At 45.8% G+C, this 22,901-nt stretch carries 34 protein-coding genes; 24 read left to right on the top strand and 10 right to left on the bottom strand.

Going from position 1 to position 22,901, the window contains the following annotated elements; genetic code table 11:
• Positions 1–99 precede the first annotated feature (99 nt).
• The 9 genes from JKP77_RS02700 to JKP77_RS02740 all read left to right on the top strand — a co-directional run bounded on the left by JKP77_RS02700 (position 100) and on the right by JKP77_RS02740 (position 7,293).
• On the top strand, positions 100–1,086 hold the full coding sequence (locus JKP77_RS02700) for a hypothetical protein (RefSeq protein WP_218309682.1): 987 nt from the start codon (positions 100–102) through the stop codon (positions 1,084–1,086).
• Positions 1,087–1,117: 31 nt separating this feature from the next.
• Positions 1,118–1,759 (top strand): hypothetical protein, encoded by a 642-nt coding sequence (locus tag JKP77_RS02705; protein WP_218309683.1) that lies wholly within the window; start codon positions 1,118–1,120, stop codon positions 1,757–1,759.
• Between the two features lie 55 nt (positions 1,760–1,814).
• Positions 1,815–3,143, top strand: a complete 1,329-nt coding sequence (locus tag JKP77_RS02710; RefSeq protein ID WP_218309684.1) for a hypothetical protein — start codon at positions 1,815–1,817, stop codon at positions 3,141–3,143.
• A 2-nt stretch (positions 3,144–3,145) separates the two neighbouring features.
• A complete protein-coding gene (locus tag JKP77_RS02715) occupies positions 3,146–3,778 on the top strand; it encodes a TIGR02594 family protein (RefSeq protein ID WP_218309685.1) in 633 nt (210 codons plus the stop codon).
• Positions 3,779–3,897: 119 nt separating this feature from the next.
• On the top strand, positions 3,898–4,389 hold the full coding sequence (locus JKP77_RS02720; RefSeq protein WP_218309686.1) for a hypothetical protein: 492 nt from the start codon (positions 3,898–3,900) through the stop codon (positions 4,387–4,389).
• Positions 4,390–4,557: 168 nt separating this feature from the next.
• Complete coding sequence (locus JKP77_RS02725; RefSeq protein ID WP_218309687.1) at positions 4,558–5,550, top strand: hypothetical protein; 993 nt, start codon at positions 4,558–4,560, stop codon at positions 5,548–5,550.
• Positions 5,551–5,602: 52 nt separating this feature from the next.
• Entirely contained in the window at positions 5,603–6,292 is a 690-nt protein-coding gene (locus tag JKP77_RS02730) for a hypothetical protein (protein WP_218309688.1), read from the top strand.
• Positions 6,280–6,846, top strand: coding sequence for a hypothetical protein (locus tag JKP77_RS02735; protein ID WP_218309689.1), 567 nt, complete (start codon positions 6,280–6,282; stop codon positions 6,844–6,846). The genes JKP77_RS02730 and JKP77_RS02735 overlap by 13 nt, the downstream gene beginning before the upstream one ends.
• Before the next feature lie 90 nt (positions 6,847–6,936).
• Positions 6,937–7,293: a hypothetical protein gene (locus tag JKP77_RS02740; protein WP_218309690.1), complete on the top strand. Its 357-nt coding sequence runs from the start codon at positions 6,937–6,939 to the stop codon at positions 7,291–7,293.
• 593 nt (positions 7,294–7,886) lie between these two features.
• Here the strand turns inward: JKP77_RS02740 and JKP77_RS02745 are convergent.
• Together JKP77_RS02745 and JKP77_RS02750 are read right to left on the bottom strand one after the other, a co-directional pair.
• The gene (locus JKP77_RS02745; RefSeq protein WP_218309691.1) at positions 7,887–9,086 is read right to left on the bottom strand and encodes a type II toxin-antitoxin system HipA family toxin; all 1,200 of its coding nucleotides are present in this window, start codon (positions 9,084–9,086) and stop codon (positions 7,887–7,889) included.
• Positions 9,076–9,366, bottom strand: coding sequence for a helix-turn-helix domain-containing protein (locus JKP77_RS02750; protein ID WP_218309692.1), 291 nt, complete (start codon positions 9,364–9,366; stop codon positions 9,076–9,078). The genes JKP77_RS02745 and JKP77_RS02750 overlap by 11 nt, the downstream gene beginning before the upstream one ends.
• 352 nt (positions 9,367–9,718) lie before the next feature.
• On the opposite strand from JKP77_RS02750, the gene JKP77_RS02755 reads away from it, so the two are divergent.
• From JKP77_RS02755 to JKP77_RS02765, 3 genes are all read left to right on the top strand, one after another.
• Positions 9,719–10,528, top strand: coding sequence for a competence protein CoiA family protein (locus tag JKP77_RS02755; RefSeq protein ID WP_218309693.1), 810 nt, complete (start codon positions 9,719–9,721; stop codon positions 10,526–10,528).
• Positions 10,529–10,639: 111 nt separating this feature from the next.
• On the top strand, positions 10,640–10,852 hold the full coding sequence (locus tag JKP77_RS02760) for a hypothetical protein (RefSeq protein ID WP_218309694.1): 213 nt from the start codon (positions 10,640–10,642) through the stop codon (positions 10,850–10,852).
• Positions 10,853–10,862: 10 nt separating this feature from the next.
• On the top strand, positions 10,863–11,264 hold the full coding sequence (locus tag JKP77_RS02765; protein ID WP_218309695.1) for a DUF6088 family protein: 402 nt from the start codon (positions 10,863–10,865) through the stop codon (positions 11,262–11,264).
• On the opposite strand, the gene JKP77_RS02770 is transcribed toward JKP77_RS02765, so the two are convergent.
• The 3 genes from JKP77_RS02770 to JKP77_RS02780 form a co-directional block, all read right to left on the bottom strand.
• Entirely contained in the window at positions 11,251–11,433 is a 183-nt protein-coding gene (locus JKP77_RS02770; RefSeq protein WP_218309696.1) for a hypothetical protein, read from the bottom strand. The two genes, JKP77_RS02765 and JKP77_RS02770, sit on opposite strands and share 14 nt — an antisense overlap.
• A 103-nt stretch (positions 11,434–11,536) precedes the next feature.
• Positions 11,537–11,977, bottom strand: coding sequence for a hypothetical protein (locus tag JKP77_RS02775; RefSeq protein WP_218309697.1), 441 nt, complete (start codon positions 11,975–11,977; stop codon positions 11,537–11,539).
• Between the two features lie 6 nt (positions 11,978–11,983).
• A complete protein-coding gene (locus JKP77_RS02780; RefSeq protein ID WP_218309698.1) occupies positions 11,984–12,205 on the bottom strand; it encodes a hypothetical protein in 222 nt (73 codons plus the stop codon).
• Positions 12,206–12,467: 262 nt separating this feature from the next.
• Between JKP77_RS02780 and JKP77_RS02785 the strand changes: the two genes are divergently transcribed.
• From JKP77_RS02785 to JKP77_RS02800, 4 genes are all read left to right on the top strand, one after another.
• Positions 12,468–13,445, top strand: coding sequence for a lipid A deacylase LpxR family protein (locus JKP77_RS02785; protein WP_218309699.1), 978 nt, complete (start codon positions 12,468–12,470; stop codon positions 13,443–13,445).
• Positions 13,446–13,707: 262 nt separating this feature from the next.
• Positions 13,708–14,013, top strand: coding sequence for a hypothetical protein (locus JKP77_RS02790; protein ID WP_218309700.1), 306 nt, complete (start codon positions 13,708–13,710; stop codon positions 14,011–14,013).
• Positions 14,014–14,137: 124 nt separating this feature from the next.
• Positions 14,138–14,620 carry a hypothetical protein gene (locus JKP77_RS02795; RefSeq protein ID WP_218309701.1) on the top strand — a complete coding sequence of 161 codons (483 nt, stop codon included), beginning with the start codon at positions 14,138–14,140 and terminating at the stop codon, positions 14,618–14,620.
• Positions 14,621–15,026: 406 nt separating this feature from the next.
• On the top strand, positions 15,027–16,610 hold the full coding sequence (locus tag JKP77_RS02800) for a hypothetical protein (RefSeq protein WP_218309702.1): 1,584 nt from the start codon (positions 15,027–15,029) through the stop codon (positions 16,608–16,610).
• Between the two features lie 271 nt (positions 16,611–16,881).
• On the opposite strand, the gene JKP77_RS02805 is transcribed toward JKP77_RS02800, so the two are convergent.
• From JKP77_RS02805 to JKP77_RS02815, 3 genes are all read right to left on the bottom strand, one after another.
• Entirely contained in the window at positions 16,882–17,337 is a 456-nt protein-coding gene (locus JKP77_RS02805; RefSeq protein ID WP_218309932.1) for a type II toxin-antitoxin system YhaV family toxin, read from the bottom strand.
• Positions 17,338–17,357: 20 nt separating this feature from the next.
• Positions 17,358–17,690: a type II toxin-antitoxin system PrlF family antitoxin gene (locus tag JKP77_RS02810; protein WP_218309703.1), complete on the bottom strand. Its 333-nt coding sequence runs from the start codon at positions 17,688–17,690 to the stop codon at positions 17,358–17,360.
• Between the two features lie 87 nt (positions 17,691–17,777).
• Positions 17,778–18,053, bottom strand: a complete 276-nt coding sequence (locus tag JKP77_RS02815) for a tyrosine-type recombinase/integrase (protein ID WP_246601056.1) — start codon at positions 18,051–18,053, stop codon at positions 17,778–17,780.
• A 218-nt stretch (positions 18,054–18,271) separates the two neighbouring features.
• On the opposite strand from JKP77_RS02815, the gene JKP77_RS02820 reads away from it, so the two are divergent.
• From JKP77_RS02820 to JKP77_RS02840, 5 genes are all read left to right on the top strand, one after another.
• Positions 18,272–18,865, top strand: coding sequence for a hypothetical protein (locus JKP77_RS02820; RefSeq protein ID WP_218309704.1), 594 nt, complete (start codon positions 18,272–18,274; stop codon positions 18,863–18,865).
• A gap of 70 nt (positions 18,866–18,935) precedes the next feature.
• Entirely contained in the window at positions 18,936–19,973 is a 1,038-nt protein-coding gene (locus JKP77_RS02825; RefSeq protein WP_218309705.1) for a hypothetical protein, read from the top strand.
• 158 nt (positions 19,974–20,131) lie between these two features.
• Entirely contained in the window at positions 20,132–20,359 is a 228-nt protein-coding gene (locus JKP77_RS02830) for a hypothetical protein (protein ID WP_218309706.1), read from the top strand.
• An 8-nt stretch (positions 20,360–20,367) separates the two neighbouring features.
• Positions 20,368–20,541, top strand: a complete 174-nt coding sequence (locus JKP77_RS02835; RefSeq protein ID WP_218309707.1) for a hypothetical protein — start codon at positions 20,368–20,370, stop codon at positions 20,539–20,541.
• Positions 20,538–20,756, top strand: a complete 219-nt coding sequence (locus tag JKP77_RS02840; RefSeq protein WP_218309708.1) for a hypothetical protein — start codon at positions 20,538–20,540, stop codon at positions 20,754–20,756. Before JKP77_RS02835 ends, JKP77_RS02840 begins: the two co-directional genes overlap by 4 nt.
• 171 nt (positions 20,757–20,927) lie before the next feature.
• Here JKP77_RS02840 and JKP77_RS02845 read toward each other — a convergent pair whose 3' ends face one another.
• Positions 20,928–21,140 carry a hypothetical protein gene (locus tag JKP77_RS02845; RefSeq protein WP_218309709.1) on the bottom strand — a complete coding sequence of 71 codons (213 nt, stop codon included), beginning with the start codon at positions 21,138–21,140 and terminating at the stop codon, positions 20,928–20,930.
• Between the two features lie 144 nt (positions 21,141–21,284).
• On the opposite strand from JKP77_RS02845, the gene JKP77_RS02850 reads away from it, so the two are divergent.
• From JKP77_RS02850 to JKP77_RS02860, 3 genes are all read left to right on the top strand, one after another.
• On the top strand, positions 21,285–21,497 hold the full coding sequence (locus JKP77_RS02850) for a hypothetical protein (RefSeq protein WP_218309710.1): 213 nt from the start codon (positions 21,285–21,287) through the stop codon (positions 21,495–21,497).
• Positions 21,494–21,937 carry a DUF4262 domain-containing protein gene (locus JKP77_RS02855; protein ID WP_218309711.1) on the top strand — a complete coding sequence of 148 codons (444 nt, stop codon included), beginning with the start codon at positions 21,494–21,496 and terminating at the stop codon, positions 21,935–21,937. Before JKP77_RS02850 ends, JKP77_RS02855 begins: the two co-directional genes overlap by 4 nt.
• Positions 21,938–22,039: 102 nt before the next feature.
• On the top strand, positions 22,040–22,282 hold the full coding sequence (locus JKP77_RS02860; RefSeq protein ID WP_218309712.1) for a hypothetical protein: 243 nt from the start codon (positions 22,040–22,042) through the stop codon (positions 22,280–22,282).
• Positions 22,283–22,291: 9 nt separating this feature from the next.
• On the opposite strand, the gene JKP77_RS02865 is transcribed toward JKP77_RS02860, so the two are convergent.
• Positions 22,292–22,840, bottom strand: coding sequence for a S24 family peptidase (locus JKP77_RS02865; RefSeq protein WP_218309713.1), 549 nt, complete (start codon positions 22,838–22,840; stop codon positions 22,292–22,294).
• Positions 22,841–22,901: the final 61 nt, after the last annotated feature.

Genomic DNA, 22,901 nt, shown 5'->3' on the forward strand with positions numbered 1-22,901 from the left:
GGAACTGGCAGTGGAAGGCTACTTTTACTAGTCAATCGATATAACAATAATATTGCACAAGTGATAACATGATATGCATAACCGCTAGAGGGAAATAACATGAATTACGAGCTGCTGACAAAGCTAATTGCAAAGAAGTCTACAGAGCAAGACATAAAGGCTTGGCACCTTCGTCTTATGAACGAGCTTCAGGCTATTGTTATCCGAGAGCTAGACAACCTTACAAGTGAGCATCAAATGGTGCTAACGATGGATGCAGCACTTAGGCATGGATATCGGTGCCCCCGCTTCAACAGTAAAAATGAAGTCAGATTCAAGCTAAAACAAAAAGCGGACAAAGCATGGTTCGATAGTATATGTAACCAACTCAAGCTGAACTTGAAGGATCTATTAGATCTGGAAGTAGTGATGCGCTCAATTCACCCGCGGAAAAAAAGAAAGCTAAACATGGACGGGTTTTACATACCGTTCTACTCCTCTGACTTTGAGTTGGCAGGGGAAGTTATTAGAGTGACCTACGAAGACCACCCTGTTTATGAATTTGAACAGTGCACTCCTTTTGATGAACTCGAAACCGGCATTGTAAAAAAAGGTGTTGATGTCGAAACAAAGGACGTGTTGCTGGCTTCTGTTTTAGCAGAACAACTAGATGAAACCAGATTCGAAAGTCATATCATTCTTGACTGTGCATGGTTATCAAATGCGGGGGCACACCTTGAACCAGACATTTTTGAGGAGCTTCTTAATGACCGCCATCTTTCTCAAATCGAGATGAAGCTGATAAACCTTGCTAACAAAGTGAATGCCACATCAACCAAAATGGACCTCGAGGCAAACCTATGCGTCTATGGCGATCTTTTTCTCCACGACGCACCGACAACTGGTATCGCAATAAAAAAGCTTTGCCAGAGTTTTTCAGAATTAGCTTTGGCGACAGCCAATAATTTTCCTGAAGAGTTTGAGATGCAAAGAAAACAAAGGTTGGGATACGAGTTTGTCGAAGGCACTTCGCAAAAGGTTGATGGAAAGAATGTTCAAGGGTATGGGATGGTGGCAGCACAATCCTTAAGTGCCATTAGAAAGTAAACCTCTAACCTATTACTAAAGGTACCACTTAGTGAATAGAGCAGCCTTAGCAAAAAGCATTGGAGCCGAAATAAAAGAGGCCCACAATTCGATAGTTAGCTATTCAACAAAAGTCCACTCAAAGGCAGAGCTGAATGAATCATGGTATCACCTCATTGCCGGCGCCCTATATCGTACTGATGTAGATTTTCTGGCCCGTCACTTTGTGACCAGCCACCTTTGGCTTTCAGTTTCAAAAGCAGGTTTAGTTAACTTCATCAACAAACAGGGCGGCAGTTTTTCTACACGCGCGATTCCTGGTAAACGTATGGCTGAAGCTATTGGCTTTTATCTCAACCGGAGTGTTGAGGAGATAACGGCATCTTCCGATTATCAAAAGCAAATGCGTCGTGTGATGGAGTTAGCATCTCAAATACACATAGACAGCAATAGCGTGCACGAGAGAATAAGAATCGCCGAATCACAAGTTGCCGACATAAAAGGAAAGGTAGAAGTTAAAGCCTTCAGGGGTAGAGGTCACGTCCTTACAGATGGCCAATCCACCAGCGCACCATTTCGCTATGACTACCTCCCCCTTTATAAAGCCGTAATAAAAATGCGCCATCTGAAGGCATCATACGAACTTATAAAGCGCGAGGGCACAAAACCCAGGAGTTATCTAAAAGCAGGCTGAAGTTACCGCCTATGGTTGTATATTAAATATACAACTATTAAAACAGGCCACTATCATGAAAAGGACTTCAAAAATCTGCATAGCTGTATTCACTTCATTAGTCATAAGCGGATGTGCCAATCATCCTGTGAACAGCGACAAATACATCTCCGATGACCACATGGACGGCACAGCCAACCCTGCTGAAGGTTACGATACCTATATACACGCTAAAGAACAAATCGGCGAAGCCAACCCAGACAAAGGCAAACTTAAACGGTTTGTGGAACAGGGGTCAATGTTGACCTATCAAAATTGCCTATCGACTGTCGAAGGAATCGCTAATAATAGTCATCAAATGTCATATACGAAAGACCAGTATTTGATTGGCAGTGTGTTGGTTACCGGACTACTAGCCATTAATGGTGCTTCAACCGAATCAGTAGAGAGGTTAGCGCTAGGAAGTTCCTTTCTGGTGTCCTCACTAGAGTTGTATCAAAACTACTACCTGATGGGACCCGATGCGGCAAGCGTAGTTGACCTGGTAAGGAACGCCATGGATACACAACTGGACTATGCGCTTGAGCAACGACCAAAGACATTCTATGAGGCTGCGAAGCTAATACTCGATCTATCTTATGTGTGCTCCTCGGTACAGATTAACCAGATGGTTGCCGACTCGATTCGAACAGCCAATATTCAGCCTCCATCACAAGTACAGCCGCAGGTCCTTGTACAGGAACAGTTAGAAGAAATCCTTGATGAACGATTAATATCTGATGTCCAGATGGCGGCAATGTACAAACTTATGAGTATAGGTATGGAAGGTCTTGAAGGTGATGGTTGGACTGTTGACCCTTTGAGCCCTATCAAAGACAAAGTGATTAATAACTTTAGCAAAATAAGAAAGCTGCTGGCACTGCAGCCGCTGTCGTTCAGAGAGCAGATAGAATCCTACATTGCCAGTCTGACTAATCAGACTTCTCAAACGACAAATGGACAGCAGAGCGTTAAAGAATACGCAGACAAACTGATTTCAGGTCTCCCAGATGAGGTTGCAGACAAGCTTGAAACTGAAGATCTATACCACGTGTTCCGAGCAATTAAATACATCAAAGAGAAAGATATTACGATTACGGAATTCCAGACCAACCACATGGACAATGTAGATGAAATTGACATCTCGAATACAATTAATGAGATAAATAAAAATTGGACAAAAGTAAACCAGTGGTACGACAACCTAACGGACAATGACGTTGAATTTTTGAAAAAGGCGCCTGACCCTGACGCAAAAGAAAGCGAATTATTTATACAACAGGACACAGAGGCATTGACTCCAACTGAATTTGATTACAGTCCAGTTCGAACAGGCAGAAGCATTGTTACTATTGAGAGGAGATAGCGGTGATTGCAGGCCTATATAAGGTTCCATCCAACTACCGGGGGATTAGTGATGTCGCGAGAGTATTTGATTTAAGTGCCTCTCAGCTGTTAACAATGAATTCGCACATTAGTTCTGATGATGTAATCACCGGCTATACAATTGCGGTACCGGCACACGACCCTCAGCTGGTGGCTCAGCATGGTGTTGTCCCTCTTTGGTACAACATCGCCCTTGGGGAGCTCGCCAGGGGAGTGGCCGAGGTGCCCGGACCAGTTAACAATTCAAGAATAGTTGAGTACCACCGTACTACAACACTTGGGGAAAGAAATGCCCGGCTGGACGAGACTCCATGGTGCAGCAGCTTTGTAAATTGGTGTCTGACTAAGAGTAACGTCGAAGGCACTGATTCAGCGGCCGCCGACTCATGGTTAAGTTGGGGTATGGAGATATCGCAGCCTGTTATCGGCGCCATCACAGTTTACATTTTTGATGATGGCCGACATGTAGGCTTTCATTCGTATTCCTACTCAAATGGTGACGTTATCTTAGGAGGCAATCAGAAGTCATCTGACCGGAAGGTGGATCAGGTTAATCAATCCAGGTGGTTAAGCCGCAGCCGCGTGGCGTACCGGTGGCCCACTTACAACAGTTAATGTAAATATTATATTGACGCAAGCAATGTAAATGTTATAGTTACATAGAATCATCCAGATCAACTGGGCAGTCTCATCTCCTACTTTAATGAGTCTGCCCTTTTTTATGCGAGGCAACTATGACTGTACAATTTTTTGGCTTAGAACGAGGCACAATAAAAAGCGCCGGCTTAACCTTCAATTCGAAAAGTATCTACATGCTCAGGAATGATCGGGCTTATTTTGTAATTAACCACAACACCACCAGCCTACTTGATGATGGCAACATCCTCGCGGTGAACGATCTAACAAACCAGCTCGCCAACACGAACGGAAATTATTGTCGCCTTCATGGTAAATATGACAGTCCATTCAGCCTACTGGAGAACATGGGGCAACATGGGTATAAGTTTGAAAGAGATTCCAGAAAGATAAAAGTTTACACTTCTATAGACGGATTCACAGAAATAAGAGGTAACCTCCTCCAGATTTCATCGGCGTTTCATTACCGCTTCTACGACAAATCTTTAACAGATGAATGGCTGGCCAGAGCAAGAGAGATTGATCCTGGTTGCTTAATTCCATCGGGAGCAAAAAGATCCCCTTATGCCGATCTTGTAGAGACGCCTTAAACAAAAAATTACGATCATAATTCGGCCCGGTATTACCGGGCTTTTTTATGCACAAAATAAATTAATTGATTGACACACTCTTACCCTGTGTATATATTATATATACATCCGCGTTGCGGTTTATTTTTTGCCATCTTTAGATTGCACGTGCAATCACAGGGAGTAGATATGACTTCGAACATCACAAACATTCAGACGATCGGTGCTCAGCTTGGAATGAAGCTGGTACCAGGAAGCACTGGTGATGATAGTGACATGCTTTGCGGGTTTTCCTGCCAGATAACTGATGTCATCACGCTGTTTATCGATATCTATAAAGAAAATCAGACAGGTGAAGCATATCTTTTAGCCAAAGAAAGTAACACTGTTAGCTACGCCAAATTGGGCAATGCTCCTGTGCTTGAGTCCGTAGCGCTTATTTGCAGAAACCTGGTGGATGCCTTTCGCCTGGAAGGCAACGAAATCACTATCTCCTCCGTGGTCAGAGACAACCACAATAACAGTTACGATTTGAAAGACTTGTCTCTTCACAAGATATACGTTGATGACGCCGGAGCCACTTATAAGATGCTGGATGGTATTGCCACACAAAAGCATCCTGAGCACGGGATTGATGTTGATGTTTTTGCGCTGGTGGATATTAACGGTAACACCCAGTGGGAAAACACAGATGTTCTTGGGCGCACCTATAAGACAGCAGGCTGGGAAAGCCTGGTACCGGAAGGTGGGGAGCTGACTTATCTGTCTCCATTTACTCCGGATGTTATCCGCACATCAATCTGCCGCAACAAACCGGCTGAGCCCGGTCTGCTTGAGCACGCCCGCTACGTGACATCACGTGAAATCCGAGCGCAGATAGAGAGTTGCCTGGCAATTATTGGTGTTGAGGAGTTCGAGTGTAGTGCACTGGACGCAGCTGAATACATTGCCGGCAATACTAGCTGGGAAAACCTCGACCACGAGATAAATGAACAGACCAAGCTGCTGGCTGTGGCTGAGCGCGGCCACTGCGAAGGCTATCTCCTGAAGGTACTGGCTCTTGATGAATCAGAGGGCTCGTTCAAAACCGTATTTCGCGCAAAATACCTCAGCAGTGAAGAGGCAGTTTGGAATATCGCACGCCGAGTAAGCATAGCGATTGAGGAAGGTAAGTATAACTAACCCTAAATAGGTCCCGGCTAACGACCGGGATGCATTTGAAGAGGAATCCATTATGATCACAAGTAATATGCTCAGCCACTACAACAGTAACGACATAACCGAAGGCGCCTTCGTCATCGCCACCCTGGTAATGAAGCCCGGTGCCACGTATGCAGAGGCGATAACGTTGCTGGAGGACTTTAACGTCATTGCTGGAGGGCATTCGAAAGCGAGCCTGGCGCCCAATGACTTTGAGCGCATTTGCAAAGGTTGTACGGTAGATGATGACGCTTTTGCCCCAATCACATATGGTGTCTCTAATGACACTGCGTACTTTGCGCTGGTGGTCGAACTGACCATTGAAGATGAGTCGACCGTAAATAGCTCCATCCACCAGCTGAACGATGCGATAGAAAAATTCAATCGCCAAGTGCCCGATGGTTATTCCATCTTCGCTCAGGAAAGTACCCTGGCCTCACTGAAAGATGAACTTCAGGGTTTTGAGACGTGGATGGGGAAACACTCGGGCGCCAAGCGTTATCTAGCCAAATCCGATACCGCGTTCACTATCCGCGGCGAGCTGGACTCTGGTAAAACCTTTGAGATGGATGTTGATGTTGACACCATCAATAAACGGGATGCCCTTCCAGACCATTATCGAAGCCTGGCACATGCCCAGCAACAAGAGCAGGAAACTTTCTATCTGACACTGGCCATGACCCACTATGAAAATCACTTTGAGGAAGCTCAATGGAACAACTAAACAATGGCACCTTTGCGCCTCGGGCAATAAAGAAACTTGCCGCAACAATGTTAAGTAACGGATTCGACAAGGCGAACGAAACCAGAAGTGACGCTGTCGAGCTGACAAGAACCATGCATTTTGCGAACGGGAAAGCAGTAATTTTGCTGGTGGTGTACTTTTCAGGGAACGCGGAGTTCATCCTTAAGGACGGCGACACATCATTTTGGCAAGAGAGTGATGCTGCAGGCGCCCCCGTCAAACACTGGCTCCTCCATCGTGCTCACCTGCTGACTGAAATTGCCAAGGCGCAAGGGATCGCAATTACCTGGAAGAAACCGGTCCTGTTAAATGGTGCTGATTTCATGAATCTGGCCATCACGCCGGCACCAGAAGCATACATCGATAGAGAAGACCGTCTCATGTGCATTAAGCGAATTCGTATGAGCGAAAAGTATGGGCGCTTTTATTGGGTATGGACCGACCAAATGATGCCAGAGCGATTAACCCAGGAACAGTTCATGAAGAACTTTAGATTGTTATCACTAAACCCAATCGGAGGGACACCCGGGTGAACACACTGAAGTTCCGATATCACGACGGCGGCCGAGTTGATGCCGGGTACCGCGGGGAAGCGCGTGACTGTGTAGCCAGGGCTGTGGCCATTGCATCCGGCTCCCCCCTACAAAGAGGTCTATGCTACTCTGGCTGAAGGGAATGCCTCACAGAAAGTCAGGGGGACTGAAAAGCGACGCCCCAAATCTGCCAGAAATGGCATAGTGACAAAAAGCCCGTGGTTTCATGATTACATGACTAAGCTCGGCTTTACCTGGTACCCAACAATGAAAGTTGGCCAGGGCTGTACCACTAAGCTCAATGCCGGTGACCTCCCCTCTGGCACGCTGGTGGTAAAAGTAACAAAGCACGTGGCAGCTGTTATCGATGGTAGGCTAATGGATACACATGACTGCAGCCGAAAAGGTACTCGGTGTGTTTATGGCTACTGGAAGAAGGATGAGTAGATGATTTGTGAATTCATCAGAATTGCGGCGTATAAAAGTCGATGCACTGGAGATAAAGCGTTAAGCAGAACAGTGAGAAAGCTCTTTGCCCGCACCCAACTGCACCGCGCATGGTTGCAGGGGTGGACCGGATCGTTTTTACTGCCAGTGTTAGAGCGAATGTATGTAGGAGAGTAATAAAGTTCATACTAAGTATTAAAGTATCACACTAAGCTGTTTTGTATTTCAAGGTCACAATGAATATCAATGACTTACGTATTCTGACAGCTTGGCTGACGCTAACAAATCTCCCTACAGTCTGAAACTTTATTTATGGTTGGATTGGTTTGCTCTCGATTCACAGCGGCTTCCAAGTGGCCGCAGTATGAAGCTTTATTACTCTACGACAATGTAAGGAAGTTGGCCTCAAAGATACGAAAAGCTAATTAAGGTGGCACATGAATTAGCTTTTTTACCTTCTTAAGTTAGAACATTCTGTGGAAGAGCCCTACCCGTTTTTTGTCAACTCGTAATCACGGTGAGAACACACCTAAAGCACCTGAAGGGTGCTTTTTTGATTTCCTCAATTATCCCTTTGCAATTAATCGGGCAGTTCAACTAATGTTTGGAATGATCCCGCCTAACCGATTCATATCCTGGTCAGTGACGCCATAACGCTTAAAGTAGTGTTGCCACTCGCCCGCCAACGCCTTAACTTCAGCAAGTATTCTTTTAGCCTTGAACTGTTTAAGGCCAAATCGTTCTGACTGACTTAGTAAATTTTCGTCGGTCGCATGCCTGCCGTCATCCCCCATGCCGATACCGTGAAGGCGGCTGTTTCCTATGGGCAATACATCATATGCTGGTGTCAGTCTCCATCCCTGTGATTCGAATATATACATTAGCGCGTGATTGCGGGCGTGGTCGTCAGTGTTTCCAATGTACGCGTTGAACACCATGCGATAATAGAGGTCGTGCGCATCTTTGGGCTCTGAGCCGTGTTTAAGAATATATTGTGCCAGAAACCCATAAGTATATGTGCTGGTGGTGAGACTCTGGTTAACCTTCTTCGTATTGAATATCGAGTTGGCACTCAAAAAGTGGCAGATCGGCTTTTCATGTTGAACATCGAACCTTTCCACCAGCAACACATCGCCGTCTTGCGTTTCACAAACCCGGGTCGGTGCAACCCTACAAGGCAGCTCTGACAGCATTTGCATTGAGGCGTGCTCGACTCTTACTGTATTAAATAGGTCGTTATCGCGATTGAATTTTGCCAGATAGGCTATGCCATTGTCGTTGATGAGAGTTTTAGGCCGCGCTCCCCCCATGCTTGAGCCATACTCGAAGGCCTTTTTTGCCTCATCGGACACCTCCTTATCATTTAAGATGGCGTCCTTCCCTTTTAGCAATACCGGAATATCACCCAACGTGTTTTTGCTGTGTTTACGTTTTGAGCCAGTGCTGGATAAACTGAATACCAGCGCCCCCACTCCCATGCCAGAACCGGCCAGCAAAAACTCCAATTCATTTTTCGGTTTGGTAGTATGCAACGACAGAATAACTTGCTTACCCCATGAATCCGCGCCGGCATCATTTAATGCCCCGAAAAGTCCGTGATCATACTTGGTTGAATAAGTGTTCTCGCTAAGCGGCAAGTTTATCGGGTCAAGGGCAAAAGCATCTTTGCGTGCCAGGTAACTTTTGCCGTAGACAAACTGGCAAGAATTATTGCGGTGATCGTAAGCAATCTTGGCACAAACCACAGGGGATGCTTCTAACCCATCAATAAATACAAACGCTTTAGAAATCATTGTCTAATTCCACATTTCCCTGTCGAGACTTACGCAACAAAAGGCGGCTTTTTTCTGCCAGTTTGTCATCCACCAGCGCCTGAAAATCATCGAGCAAATCCAAATGTTCCAACACGCTTACAACTGCTTTTACGTTTACTGGCCGGCCATTCTCCATCGCTGATATTGTTGAGCGACTCAGCCCCGTCCGCTCGGCCAGTTCGGTTTGATCCATGGTGTCAGAGCGCACCGCACTTACCAATCTCCCAATAGATTTGATGAAAACCTGTACCTTTTGCATGATTTATTACTCATTAGTGGGCTTATGATTTAAATATAACACAAAAAGGCGAGCTGGGCATGTATAAAATATAAAGCATAAGTCGGCTTACGAATGATATTTTAATCACAAAAATTGTCTTTACCCATCTTTGTACATGTTTAACGTAGGATTGATTTTTACACGTTATTGCTACGAACAAACTCACTGTTCGTACGAACACTAGCATCGGTTATTTTCATTAGTTTGACCATATGGACAAACACTATAAGCTAGATGTAATAATTGCCCTAATTGGACGAGGTAAGCCATGAAATGGGCTAGCTACTAGTATATTGTAAATGACTTACAAGTCATCGGGAGCACAACGAGCATGAGTATTCACCTTATCCCTTTTGGATTACGACTGGCCGATGAGAAAATGGTGTCAGTTGATGAGGTTGAGCGCGGACTTGATGCCGGATGTATTTGTCCGAGTTGCCGACTCCCCCTGGTGGCCAGAAAATCAGAGCGCAACATCAAGATGCCCCATTTTGCCCACCATACCCGGGGCGACAAAAAGGCTGAGAAACTCTGTGAGTATTCACTTGCTATGTCAGTGAGATTGATGATGCACCAACTCAGTGACACCGGGCAGCTTCGTTTCCGGACACCGGTACTTGCTGCACACCGCACCGCCCTGCCCCCCACGCAATGTCAAAGTCGATTGCTACAGCTGGAGAATATACAGATAGATGCGTTTTTCGAGGGTATAAAAGTCGACATCCTCAGTGAAGTAAAGGGACACACTTTTGTTTTGTACCTAACACACAGAGGTCGCACAGTGCCGGCTGAGCTCACCTCCCCTACCAGGAAGAACTGTGGGATTGTGGCACTGGACATTGAGATACTCTCAGAACGTTTCGCAGAAAGTGAAGGGAAATTGTATACGGAAATACTAAAAGACTATCTAGAGACGCTGCAATCGTACCGCTACTGGGTCTACAACAGGCACTATACTAAGCCGCCCGCAACCTATGTTCGCAAGCCACGACAAAATAAAACGCCCCCCTTAAACGAATCTGAGAATCCCGACACTAGTGATACTCTGCGCGATGAGCTTTTGAGCATAGGCCTTTCCATGCGAACGGAGCCTCCGCGGTGGACACCGTCCCGCAGACCCTTCAAGCGTCAGAAAGGATAATTCAGGTGGCACATGAATAAGAGCGAAGTGCGCATATCTACTATTCAAAAGGATATATTAATTCTTCTTTGGGTTTTCTTGCAAAAAGGTCACCAGAAGCCGGTACCTGGAATGCAGCTGCTAGCAATGATCAATGAGAGTCGCTGTAAAACGATTGCTGACAGAAACTTCAGAGTGTCTTGCCATACCCTGGCCAAACATGGATTAATTGAGAAGTTCCGCGCTGACAATCTCAGCCTGGCATGGAGACTGACCTCCTCTGGAGGTGTCAGGGCCGAAAAGTATTACAATGAGATCACGTCCACCAGCGAGAGTAATGGGTAAACCTACGCGCATGACCGTAAAGAGTAGAGTAAGAGAGCGAATTGCGAAGTCGCAAAATTGTGTATTTCTGCGCTCTGACTTTGAGGGGATATCAACCTACCAACAGGCAGGGAAAGCACTACGAGAACTCGTGTTATCCGGAGAGTTAATGCGAATTGGCTACGGCTTATATGCCAAAGCAAGGGTAAATAGAATATCGGGAGAAGTGATGCCAGATTGCGCTGGTGGTGCAGACAGTGTACTCATTGAAGCCTTGGAGAGATTGGGCGTCAGCTATACCGTGGACAGTCTCAGCGAAAAATACATGTCAGGCCAAAGTACACAAGTCCCGGCGCACGTCAAAGTGACGCCAGATGACCCTGCCTTCAACAGAAAAATTACAGTCGGTAAGCACAAAATCAATTGTCCTTAAGTACCCCTGAATTGTGAAGGTCAGCAAACTCATATAACGCAACGGCGTCAGTCACCCCCAGTTGTACCATCTCATTGAGGTCGATAACCTCCTGGTCTATTAATGGCTCGCCGTCTTTATCAAGCTTATATAATCTTGCCTTCTTACCCTGACCAACAACTTTGTACATTGAGAGTTCTCTTGTCTTAACCTGGTCGCATAATATCACGGAACGAGAGACATCGAGTTCTCTTAGGAACAGAGCGCCCGCATATAGCCGGCGCCCAGCTACATCAATTCAAAATATCAGAGCGACGTTGCCCGGCCTCTAAATCTTGCCACAGAGCTCGGCCGACAATTTTAGCGGTTTGCTCTACATAGTTATTGGGCTTTTCGAGGTCGCTCCCGGTATGCCTATACAAATCCTCAAGGTCCATGCTGAGCGTTAGACTTGTCCATTCGCTCACTTGCGTTGAAACCTCTTCCTGGTTGCTCATCTTAAGTGCTGACAAGTCCCGGGCTACTCTCTTTAGTTCTAGTAAAATCTGCCCCGCTTTCTGGAGTGGATCCGAATACTTCATTTCAGTCAGCCAACCGTTCTCCCTTTGAATCAGCGCGGCATCACCTTCCAACTCGCTAAGCTCGATATACGAACGAACATGATAACGGTAGTTTTGAAACTTGAAGAGTAGCTCCAGTGCTTCGAACCCGAGGTCGCGGACCTCCTGTTGCACTTCCCTTTATATCTCGATTTTAGCGAGTTCCTTCTGAGTTGACTCAGCCTCAAACTTCTCATAACCGGACACGACGATTATGACCACCAGCACTAACGTATTGGTGCGCTTCCAGTTCTTGCGACGCCGCTGGGCCGCTTCGTCCGTGGTGGCATTTTCATCCAGACAAAAATGGGTGATAAACAGCGACACCGCTGCCAGCACACCGGCGATAATAATGAAATTCATCTTATATATACCTTAATCAAATTGAAGAAACACCAGGCTAGCCCTGGCATCAGGAATCTACACGCATTTACTTTTGTGTGTACATTATCTGCAAATCTACCGGAGCAGCGTTAAATTCAAAAAAACTGGTTATGCTGAAAATTGCTGACTACTATTTAGACAGAACAGACACAACAAGGATTGTTATGCGTTTCTCGATTCTTTATTACCTACTACTACTCTTCCCCACGGTGAAATAAAGCCGATTGGCAATCCCCTTCCCATGGAGTCAAAAGAACCCCCTCCGGAGGGTTGTGAAGACAAGCCCCAAACCGCCTATGAGCTGCATTATCGCGCTAATGTTCTCAATTGCTTCACCAGTGAAAACGACTTCAAGGTTTTCAAGCATAACGCCGGACAGCACTTCGCGAATCTTATTTACACGCCGACCGAAATCACAGCTAGATTTAACGAGTTTGAGCCACTGGACCGGCCATATGCCGGCTATACCTATTACTCGCGCTTTGTTGAAACTCTTTATGCTGATGACTCCAGCACACGTTTTGAACTTCAGTTAGGCCTGCTGGGCAGAGCATCGCTGTCTGAAGAGGTGCAAAAGAACTGGCACAAGTTGTGGGACCTTGATGATCCCACCTGGGAGAAGCAAATAGCTACCGAACCGGCAGTGCAGTTCAATTATACACACCGCTTTGCCATCCCCCGGTTCATGCAGTGGAATAAAGACCGCATCCAAAACACCAGATATGCCGATGTACAGCCTTATGTTTTCATAGAAGCGGGGTCGGTATTCATGAGAGCGACAGCAGGACTGGATGTCAGAGTGTCTTTGTATAACATGAAAACGTATTTTGATGGCCCGTTTCTGATTTCCAAAGTCCCTAAAATGGGGGATTTAGATCCCCTGGCGCCCGCGCCAGAACCTGTAAGAAAGCCTGAACCACCGTCAAAGCACTGCTTCTTAAAAGTAATATGCACACCCACCAGCGCATATTTGTTTGCTACCGCAGAAGAGACTGCCGTTCTACGAAACTCAACAATTGAAGGAGGCATGTTTACTGACTCTCCGTATACCCAGCATGCCGCAAAGCGCGTGCGTACTACCGCAATTGGTATAAGGGTGGCCTGGGAAACGTGGCAGCTATCCGCAGCATTTAATGCCAGAAGTCCGGAGGTAGAGGGAATTCCTTTTGATGAGGACTATCATCGCTGGGGAGAACTAAGATTTGGTTTTAATTGGTAACCGTGTACCGGCAACTGGTAAAGCGGATAACCATTATTGGTAACAGCTGCCGGTATATTGGTAACCCACCCACTTTGCTTGACCATATCTTCCAATGGGTATAGCGTATACGTACACCTTCGACTAGGAGCATCTCCAGTCATTAATGAAGGTCCCTACTGGCTACGAGCCATGTTACGACTGCACTACGGTATCTATGAACTTCAAAGGTATTCGTAGTGTAAGTATGTAACCTTCCCTCCCCGTTTAGAATGGTACCAGGATGATTGAACTTAACGACTGCTGGCGAGTTTGGTCCGAGCTTATCGACAATGAAAGCGTGATTTATGGCCACAATGATAACCACAGCTTTTACCTGACCAGCCGCGTCCAACATTTCACAGAATATGAGAACCACAGTATTGCCGTCACCCTGGATGGTACCGTAAAGCTCAATGGCCACGTAAAAGGATTGAAAGCCAGTCCGGCTGTGTTCCGAAACATTCAGTCAGGATTACATCCGGAAGAGGCTATAAAAGTCGGCAAAGTCAATACGCCCCTGGCGGCCAAAAATAGAGCACGACCCTGATAGACACCTCCCAAAGTGCCTTGTAATATAGCGTTGTTGTTTTCCGTGGTTAAACAACCAGTGTCATGAATGTTGGCGCATTGCATGGCACATCGTATCTCAGCGTTTCAGCGTCGAGATGCCCATGGATCCAAACTTTGCCGAGCTTGGGTCCAAGTGGGTCTGTGCTTTGCCGAGCACGGCCCCACACCTACCATTATCTTTTCGACTGAGTAGTTTACCAATGAGAATCATCGATACGGCTCACCACATTTCTTTTTCTGACCAAAACACTGCGCCGCAATATGCGTGTATCCACCAATGCAAAAAAGTGTGGTGGGATGTCGATTTTGATGACAAGCCGAAAGATAGCTGCCCTATGTGTGGTGGCGACCTGGTAGAAGCCATCGAGAAGGTTCATTTCAACGTGCTGTATGCTGCTAATCGCGACGTCCGCTATAAAGACATCAAAAAAATCATGCAAATCCCGCAAAAAGAAAAGCTGCAAATAAAGCAATATTTTGACATTGGAGCTAAGTTGAATAACCTGAGCTTTATAAAGCCGGCTTTCAATGAAAAAGCGCGTAATGAATGGTGTAAATCTGGCTCAGTGTTGGATGACATGTAGCCCTGTAATCAAGGAAAAAGCTGGGGACATAATTGGAGCATTACAAGAAAAAGCTGCTTAAACGAACGTGTTGGGTGTGGGCCCTTGTTGCATTCTCCGTGATCTTCACCATTAGCGCGTATGCAGGTGTGTTAATACCAAAATGCGAAAGCCCCGCGATATGGTTCCAGCGTTCAGGCTCTGTTGTTACTGTCCTTGTCCTTATTGCAGATTACCTTTCGTTTCGCGTTACATCTTCACATCCGGAGGTTGAAGAACTGGAGGCCATAAAGTCTTTTAGCTGGCTGCTTCCTGTAACGAAGGGAGTAGCTATCATTATGACGATAGCCGGGACATTGACTTGGGGATATGGCGACATCATTTACAACATGATGCAATAGTATGCGTGGACCGGTAAGGAGATGCAATGAAAGTTCCCGTAGGGCTTGATAGGGACACTGGCAAACCAGTACTGATATCCGACTTACCAGAAGGAAGTAACGGCCTTGCCTGCAATTGCGTATGCCCAAATCCCGAGTGCAATGACTTGCTGGTAGCCCGCTTCTATAAAGGAACCACTACCAATCACTTTGCACACAAAGGTAAGACCGCCACCAGCAAATGTTCAGCCTATGGACTTCACAGTACTGCCGAAGCGATTTTAATGAAACAAACGTGGCTCCCGGCGCCAGGCTTCCCCCTTTTGCCAGAACGACAACATCGAGACAGCTTCGGCATTCCTCTACTCCTTGAAAAAGCACATGCCCTTGGTGAAAAAGCTGGCTTTCCAATTTCCGAAGCGCTAACAGAGGTCAGCATAACCGGTGCCAGTGACGAAGCTCTGATTAGGGGGGATGTTGTCTGCCAGAGCAAGTATCGAGACGTTCCGTTCCGACTCAACCTTGAAGTGAAAGTGACCCATGAGGTGGACCCGGAGAAGCTTATCAAACTGCAGCGTATTGACATCACCACAATAGAAATTGACTTGTCTGACCTTCATACAAAGCCCTGGACGGAAGATTCTGTTGAAAAAGCGGTGCTTTCTCGCAGCAGAATGACGCTACTTCACGTATGCAAGTCATTGAGGGACGCATTGTTGGCACCGGTATCCGCGGAGCGTGAACGACTAATATCCGACAGAGAAGCAACTGTTGGTAAAAACTTTGAGTCGCTGGTGGATGGTATTGTCGGCAAGCCCCTCCCTCTGCCTGACTATGAGATACCAGAAGAAGGTGATGATGCCTGGAGACACTTGCTCAGAACCCGGGCCTCAGACTTGAATAGAGTTTTCCGGCAGCTGAAAACACCTACAGTGAAAGCAGTAGAACACCTTGGTAAAAACGAATTGCAACTGGTTTTTGAAACGACCCCCTCCCTCCCCGTATTCATAGAGTCAGCCAGTCAGGAGCAAGCGAGAGGGTTGCAAAGCTATCTCATATTAGGTCAGGGTGCCCTACTTGCGTCACTGCCGCCTTCATTTATCTGGGGCAGGAACCAAAAGTTAGACGCCAAAAAAAAGAAATTCAAGCAACAAGCTAATTCTGATTGGCAGCGTTTTCAACAATCTATTTTTGATAGGAGAGAAACCTTTAAAGAGCGCCAGATAAGTGCCACCCACAGCAACTCACGACACTTTAAAAAGGCTCACGATGATTTCATCTTTAGCTATGAATACTTAAACCGGGGATGCGGAATAGACGCCCATATCCTGGACTCAATGATATCCGAATCAGATGATGAGTACCGTATCTTCGATGTGCCTCCAAACATATGGCAAACTATCTGTATTGCCTATCAGCTTGATCAGAACTTTCCGCGTTACAGCGATGTCCTTCGGTACCTCAAAACGATTGGCCTGCGGTTCTCATATGCATACCGGTCGCAAATGGAAAGTCTTGACCTCCCAGATCCCTATGAAACCTTTTCATCTTATTTGTGGTCCTCCAGGGTGGCCTTGAGAGCATATAGATTTGATGATCCTCGGAAATCGCACAGCTGGCTTGCTGACTGAGGGCACGCTCTACCTACGTCTTTCACCACCAGCAAATTGTTGTGGACTTGAGAGTGCACGTAATTATTATGTTTACAAAGGTCGACGCAACTTGGATGAAAGATAATGCTGCGTGAGAGTGGAAAATCCCATATTCCAAGCCCATTCAACATTTAAAATTGGAACATTGGAATAAAAACGCCCGATAACTGGATCATAGTACCGTGCCTGCTTAAAAAATAATCTTAAATAAAATCTAGGCTACTTTCTTTTTGAAAAACAAGCGGTTTGCTTATGGAGAGTGCGTTTCGTCCCTAGCTGCTTTTAAAAGATCATCCCATCCCTCTGGAGGATTACCTGTCTTTAACATCTTTTTGAATACTTTGTAAGCATCTGCCTTACTGCCATATGCTCGTTTAGTCTTCTCGTCATTCACCCATGCATATACGATGACTTTTGACTCCAAGTGATAACGAAAAAATAAGCGATATTGCTGGAAAAACTTTGCCCTAAACCAATGTTTATTATCACTTCCTAAGGTATTTCCTTGGCGAAAATTTGCACTGGTTGGATCTTGTGGGATTACTTGAAACATCAGCTTTTGAATAGCCGCTAACCGTTTAGTGGCATTTTTATTTACATAACCGGTAGGATCTTTCTCCTTAAGGTCTTCTATCTGGGCTTTTAGTTCTAAATATTGCTCTGAAAATAATGGATGAGTGTAAAGTGTCCAACCATTTACAACCATTGGAATACTTTGCGACAAAACTATTCATCCTCATCCATTAGTGGCGCGTCTAAATCTATCTCAACGCCTTCAACCAATGCTTCCACGCTTTCACGCATACTTGCGGTGAGTGGTTGTAGTCTTTCTGGGTGAGCTTGCATGTCACTAGCGATAAACGACAAAAATTCACCAAGTACAGGATCACTTTCTTGTGCCACATGAGCACGAGAAATAATCACGCTACCATCTGACTGAATAACGTATTTAATTTTGTCTTTCTTGCCTAAGTGCAATGCCTGACGAACAGGACTAGGCACTGTGGTTTGAAAACGATCTGTCAGTGTAGATTCTGCTTCTAAAGCAACTTGAGCCATAATAGCCTCTCAATATGATATACAGACATTTGGTTACAGTTTAATATGAAAGAAGAGGCAATGCAAATGCATTACCTCTTCTTTTTATCAGAATAGTCGCTGTTCACTCAGCGCTGAAGGATGTGACTTACCATACACCTCAGCCAGCTTAGAACACGACACATGGGCATAGATTTCTGTGGTGGAAATATCAGCGTGACCTAACATTTCTTGTAAATGACGCAAATCAGCACCATTATCAAGCATTGTCGTAGCCGTAGCATGACTAAACAGGTAACAAGAGCCTGCACGATTGATACCCGCAAATATTACATTAGCGCGACACCATATCTGACAGCTTATTTGGCTTGAATCGTTTTCCATTATTTGCCAGAAACAAGGCATTACCAGATGCGAATAAAGAAATGCGCGGTCTCAATAGATAAAATATTGCCCAGCAAGTCCGCTCTGGCCAATCTCCTACTCGTGATTTTTCTCAGGGATATTTTGCCACTTTCGAGGGGGGGTAAATGAGATTTGGCCCGCCCTCCCCTGCAGTTGTTATACTGCATATCTCAAAAGAGGTGAATGGAGGCATCTGGATGACTGAACCAAAATCAGCAAAATCTCGCATAGAGAGTGTTTGGTTTTTTCTGGCTGCAATAGGCGCCTCGTTTGCTGCCGGAGTGTTTTTCGATGATTTATTATCTGCCAATAATAGTGCGTCAGAAAAAGTAATTGAAACTAAAGATACCGACAAAATTGAGAGGCTTGAGGCTGAAAACACTCGACTCAAAATCCAGATTCGCGATCTGGAGAAAACCGATAGCTGGCCGGGAGTTAGTGAAAAGCCTACACTGGCCAAAAATATCACCTACCCTAATGACTGTGTGGTCTTGGAACAATTGCTGGATTTTATCGAAGCGATAAACCCTGAGGACCACCTATCCAACAATATAATAGCCCAACCTGAAGGCAAGCTGCTTGAGGACTGGCGTTACTATCGCAATTGGGTCGAGCAAAATAGCGCCCCCTTCGAGGGAAGCCTCAATTACCTCTTTGATGCCTTGCACGGAGAATCAGTTAACTATCCGTCCTGCGATGGTAAGAGCCGCGCTGGATGCTTCCGGACGCTCCGGGAGCGAATTCAGATGGAGGCGTACAACTATAAATTTAAATCTTGTTCTGATAACTAACCTGTAGACCGGTTTCTCCTGTCATTAATCTTCGATATACTCCGTGACCGCCGTAGGATAAGGAGTAGTCGTGCACCAAACACTGTCGTCATTGTTCAAATGCTTAGCAACCAGGTTGCGCTCTTCAGACACACATACGATTGCTTTTCGACTTGATGAACTGCTCAGCTGGGAGCTGGCCTTTTCTATATCTGCTCGCCTCGGCGTGCAGGACGCACAGCCCCGATTAAACGATACTCGGCTTGGACTCGATAGGGACGATACGTGGCACCTGGACAAAACCGACACAACACCCATTCTGCATGAGCCTATCCCCGGGAACATGCCAGAAAAAAGCCTGGAAGATACCTCTCTACCACCAGCTGGTGGGATTGCCTTTGAGGAAGTAAAGCCCGCACGCACGCCGAGCATTAAGCCGCCCCAAATACAGTTCAATACGCATTTTCGTCCAGCTTCATATATCGAGCAATTCCCCTACATCCCGGTACCGAAAAAAAAGACGTCGGGATCAAGGCCATTCGACGCTGAGAACAACTTGGACCTATTACTAAATGCCGCACGTCACCTTGCCAGCAGAAAAGATCCAATACTCGATGGCAAAGCATTGGTAAGGTTTCCGAAGTACATTGACCCGAGAAAAGAAAACGATATAGAGATCTCCCTGTTGTATAACAACCAAACGGTTGCATTGCCATTAGTAGACGACCATCGGCTGAAAGAAATCAGCACTTCTGTGCTCATAGATGAATGCAGTTTACACATGATCTGCAGTGCAAATTGCCACCCACTGTGGGAACGCGAGACGCGCTGCACAAAAAATCAGGGAACAGGTCCTTATGAACATGCGAGGACATTTTCGGTACCCATAGCGTCACTGTTTAACCGGCCAGAAGGCGTTGAAGTGAATGCTTTCTTTCTTAACCCGGGCCATCGCGAAACGTTTAACAGCCTGGAAAGCATTATTCTCAGCCATTTAGGCACCAAACTTGGTGCTACCCTCCAAATGCCGATAAAAGCTCTTCGTTCCCGTCAATCACATCTGGCCATCGTATCTGCGGTAGCTGCTACCTGCGCCGGGGTCGCCAGCCTTGCCAAGGTGATGCTTTAACAAGCCCAAATTATTCTATGAAACAGGACGAAAGAAAGATGCCAGCCCGAGGCATCATTAAAAAACGTCCGTTAAATACGAACAATGTAAATATTATATTTACATTTAGGGGTGGGTATATTATATTTACATCAATCCTTTCACAGATGGTAAATATTATGAGCTTGAAAATTCAGAATCGCTCTGGCGATGAGCAACTTGATAGTATGCAGAACGCATCATTTACGCAAAGAAACGGCATTGCGGTGTCGATTTCTGTCTCTCCGAAACCCGAAATAATGAAGTCAAAATCTGATCTGGCAGCGACACTGGAAGCGCACCTGGGGCCTTTGACAGAGAAGGGGTTCGATGTACTGGTCGCTATCGGTGATCCGGAAGACGAGTAGGAGCCACTATGTTTGGAACTATTGTGAAGCATGACAAAGCCATTTTGATGGCTACCGAACTGGCAAAGCAGGGTATTCCTTATTCGTTCGAACCCTATCCGTTTGACGAATATCGGATTGAAGTTAAGTCGGAATATCAGAGCGCTTTAGTAGAATTGGCCAACCAGGAGAACATGCTATGAGCACGTTAGAAAGTAAAATTGACGCATTAGGCGCTGATTGCGAAACGTTGGATTCGATAGTCCATGATGCTGCAAGCAAGATCGCTTCGAGCGTAAACGACAATGGAATGTCGGCGCAAGTTCGCTTCTTAAAGACTCAGTACAACATGTCTGACGATGAAATACTTGATGCCGTCAAAGCTGAGCTGGGAGAGGAGGGATTATGCAACGAATAACAATAGAGCAGCTCAAAGATGTGGTTGAGTCACAACTATGTGTTCATGGAGACAGGGCATTATTCATATATGGAATGGAGGCCGATTTTTAACACCCCTACTACTACACAAAGCACCCGAGCGGAGGTGCTTTTTTTACACCTGAATTCCGAGTTATCTAATTGGTGTAAGTCACTCTGACATCTCATCGACTTTCTTCTCATCAAGCCTGTTTAACAGCTCAGTGAAAATTAGTTGTGCCACGCCCACTCGTTTGGTTTGACGAAACTGTCGGATGTTCTGGCGCCCTACCCCCAATTTCAATGCCAATTGGTTGTCATTATCTAAAGACAGGACTTCCTTCACCTTATCCACTATTTCATCGTTGGTCATGCCATCGGTCATTGAGTCGGTACCTTTACGTAATTTGTCATTATTATATTTACAACCATCCTGGATAGCAACATGCAACTCAATGTAAATAAATTATTTACATAAGCAGGCAATGTATATATAATAGTTACATTGATTACTAAAAGGAGATTTACCATGCCAGTATCAACGCTGAGCCAGCTGGACGACAGGCACCATGATATGGCTGCTGCCCAATCTAAGCCCGAGCTTGAAAATATTCGCTGGGCTGTTAACCCGAATGACATAGGATGGATGTTCTGGGAACCGAAGATGGAGAAGAACCTTGGCCGCTCAGGAAAGGTATTCTGGAAACTGGCCAATTTAAAAAGTGGAGCGAAGTCACAATGAAAGATGTGATGCAAAAAATTAAAAACGATATCGAGAATTCCGGCCGTTCCTGCATTACCGTTGCGGGAGAGCATACCTACTCTGTCGGCGAAGCGCTCGTCAATTCCAAAGACATCATTCTGAGTGTCCCTCTCCAGCCGTCTCTGTGCGCGACGCTCATCAATGATACCTGCACGCTTATTCGCTCAGGTGAATTGGGAAACCAGAAAAGTGACAAGGTAATAAAAGGCTTTGATGTCTGGATCCTGCCGTGCAATGACAAACTAACGTCCGAACATACAGGTGCAGGACTTAGGTATTACACAGAGCACACTGACAGCTTAGAGAAAGTGACATATTGGCAACTGGTGTTACCGGACAGCAAGGGGCAGTTCCCATGGGAAAATGCCTACGACAGCACTTTCATCCAGCCATTGTACTGCAATCCACCAGCGCACTGACGAGTAAATTTGAGTTAACCGTGGTTGCTGCATGCTGGCGCCACGGTTCAATGTCTGGTGTAAAACCTGTATTGTTTAAGGGTTCTTAGAGAGTGTGAAATTATGAAATTACTGCTTAGTGTTCTTTCCACAGCGATTACCTTGCTGGTTAAATGCGTCATCAGTGTGGTGAAATTTTTGATCGACGTGGGACTGGAATCCGCCAGCAATACGAAAGATACCTATGCGGAAAAGCCGCTCATTAAAACCGGTTACTATGATGGCGAGTGGCAAGGTGTTCACAGAGAGGTTGTACAGCCCACAAGCGTTGATGAACTAGCTGACGAAGAACGACAGAAAAAATAGTGCCTGGCCCTATAAGGTGAGCTCCACTTTTACGACCTTGCCTAGCACTGACATATTTAGACCATTCTCAGCCCCAACCAATATAGGACTGACACTCATATTATCAGGAGAAAGAATCACTTCACCTCTTTCCCCCACACGAACTCTTCGAATAATAGCCTTGCCATCTCGTTTCAGAGCGTAGACTTTCCCTGCTTCGAGTTCTGTTGCCGAACCATCAATGGTTAGCCTGGCGCCTTCAGGTATGACTGGCATCATTGAATTATCCTCACTAACAATGATATTGAACGCCCCCTGCTCCACGTTCCACAGAGCGCTGTTGAATTCGAAGGCAGGCACATTGAGGACCCCGGTTAATAGTCGCTCTCTCAACAGCTCAGAGAAGCTATACCCTGTCTCTTGGTGGATAGCAAAAAGGTAATCAACTTCAGGCACTCTATTTTTGTCGTAAGCTTTAACCGTGCTTTCGTGCCACGGATACTTTTTGCAAAAGTCCTTTCTCGTGATGTGTTTTCCACGCAGCGCTTTCACCCACTGACAAAATTCTTCAGTATTCATACATTTTTTAAAAAGGTAATAAAAGTGTGGGTGGAAAGGTACCGCCACACCAATCAATACG

It is taken from the genome of Alteromonas antoniana (assembly GCF_019249295.1).
GTDB classification, from domain to species: Bacteria; Pseudomonadota; Gammaproteobacteria; order Enterobacterales; family Alteromonadaceae; genus Alteromonas; species Alteromonas antoniana.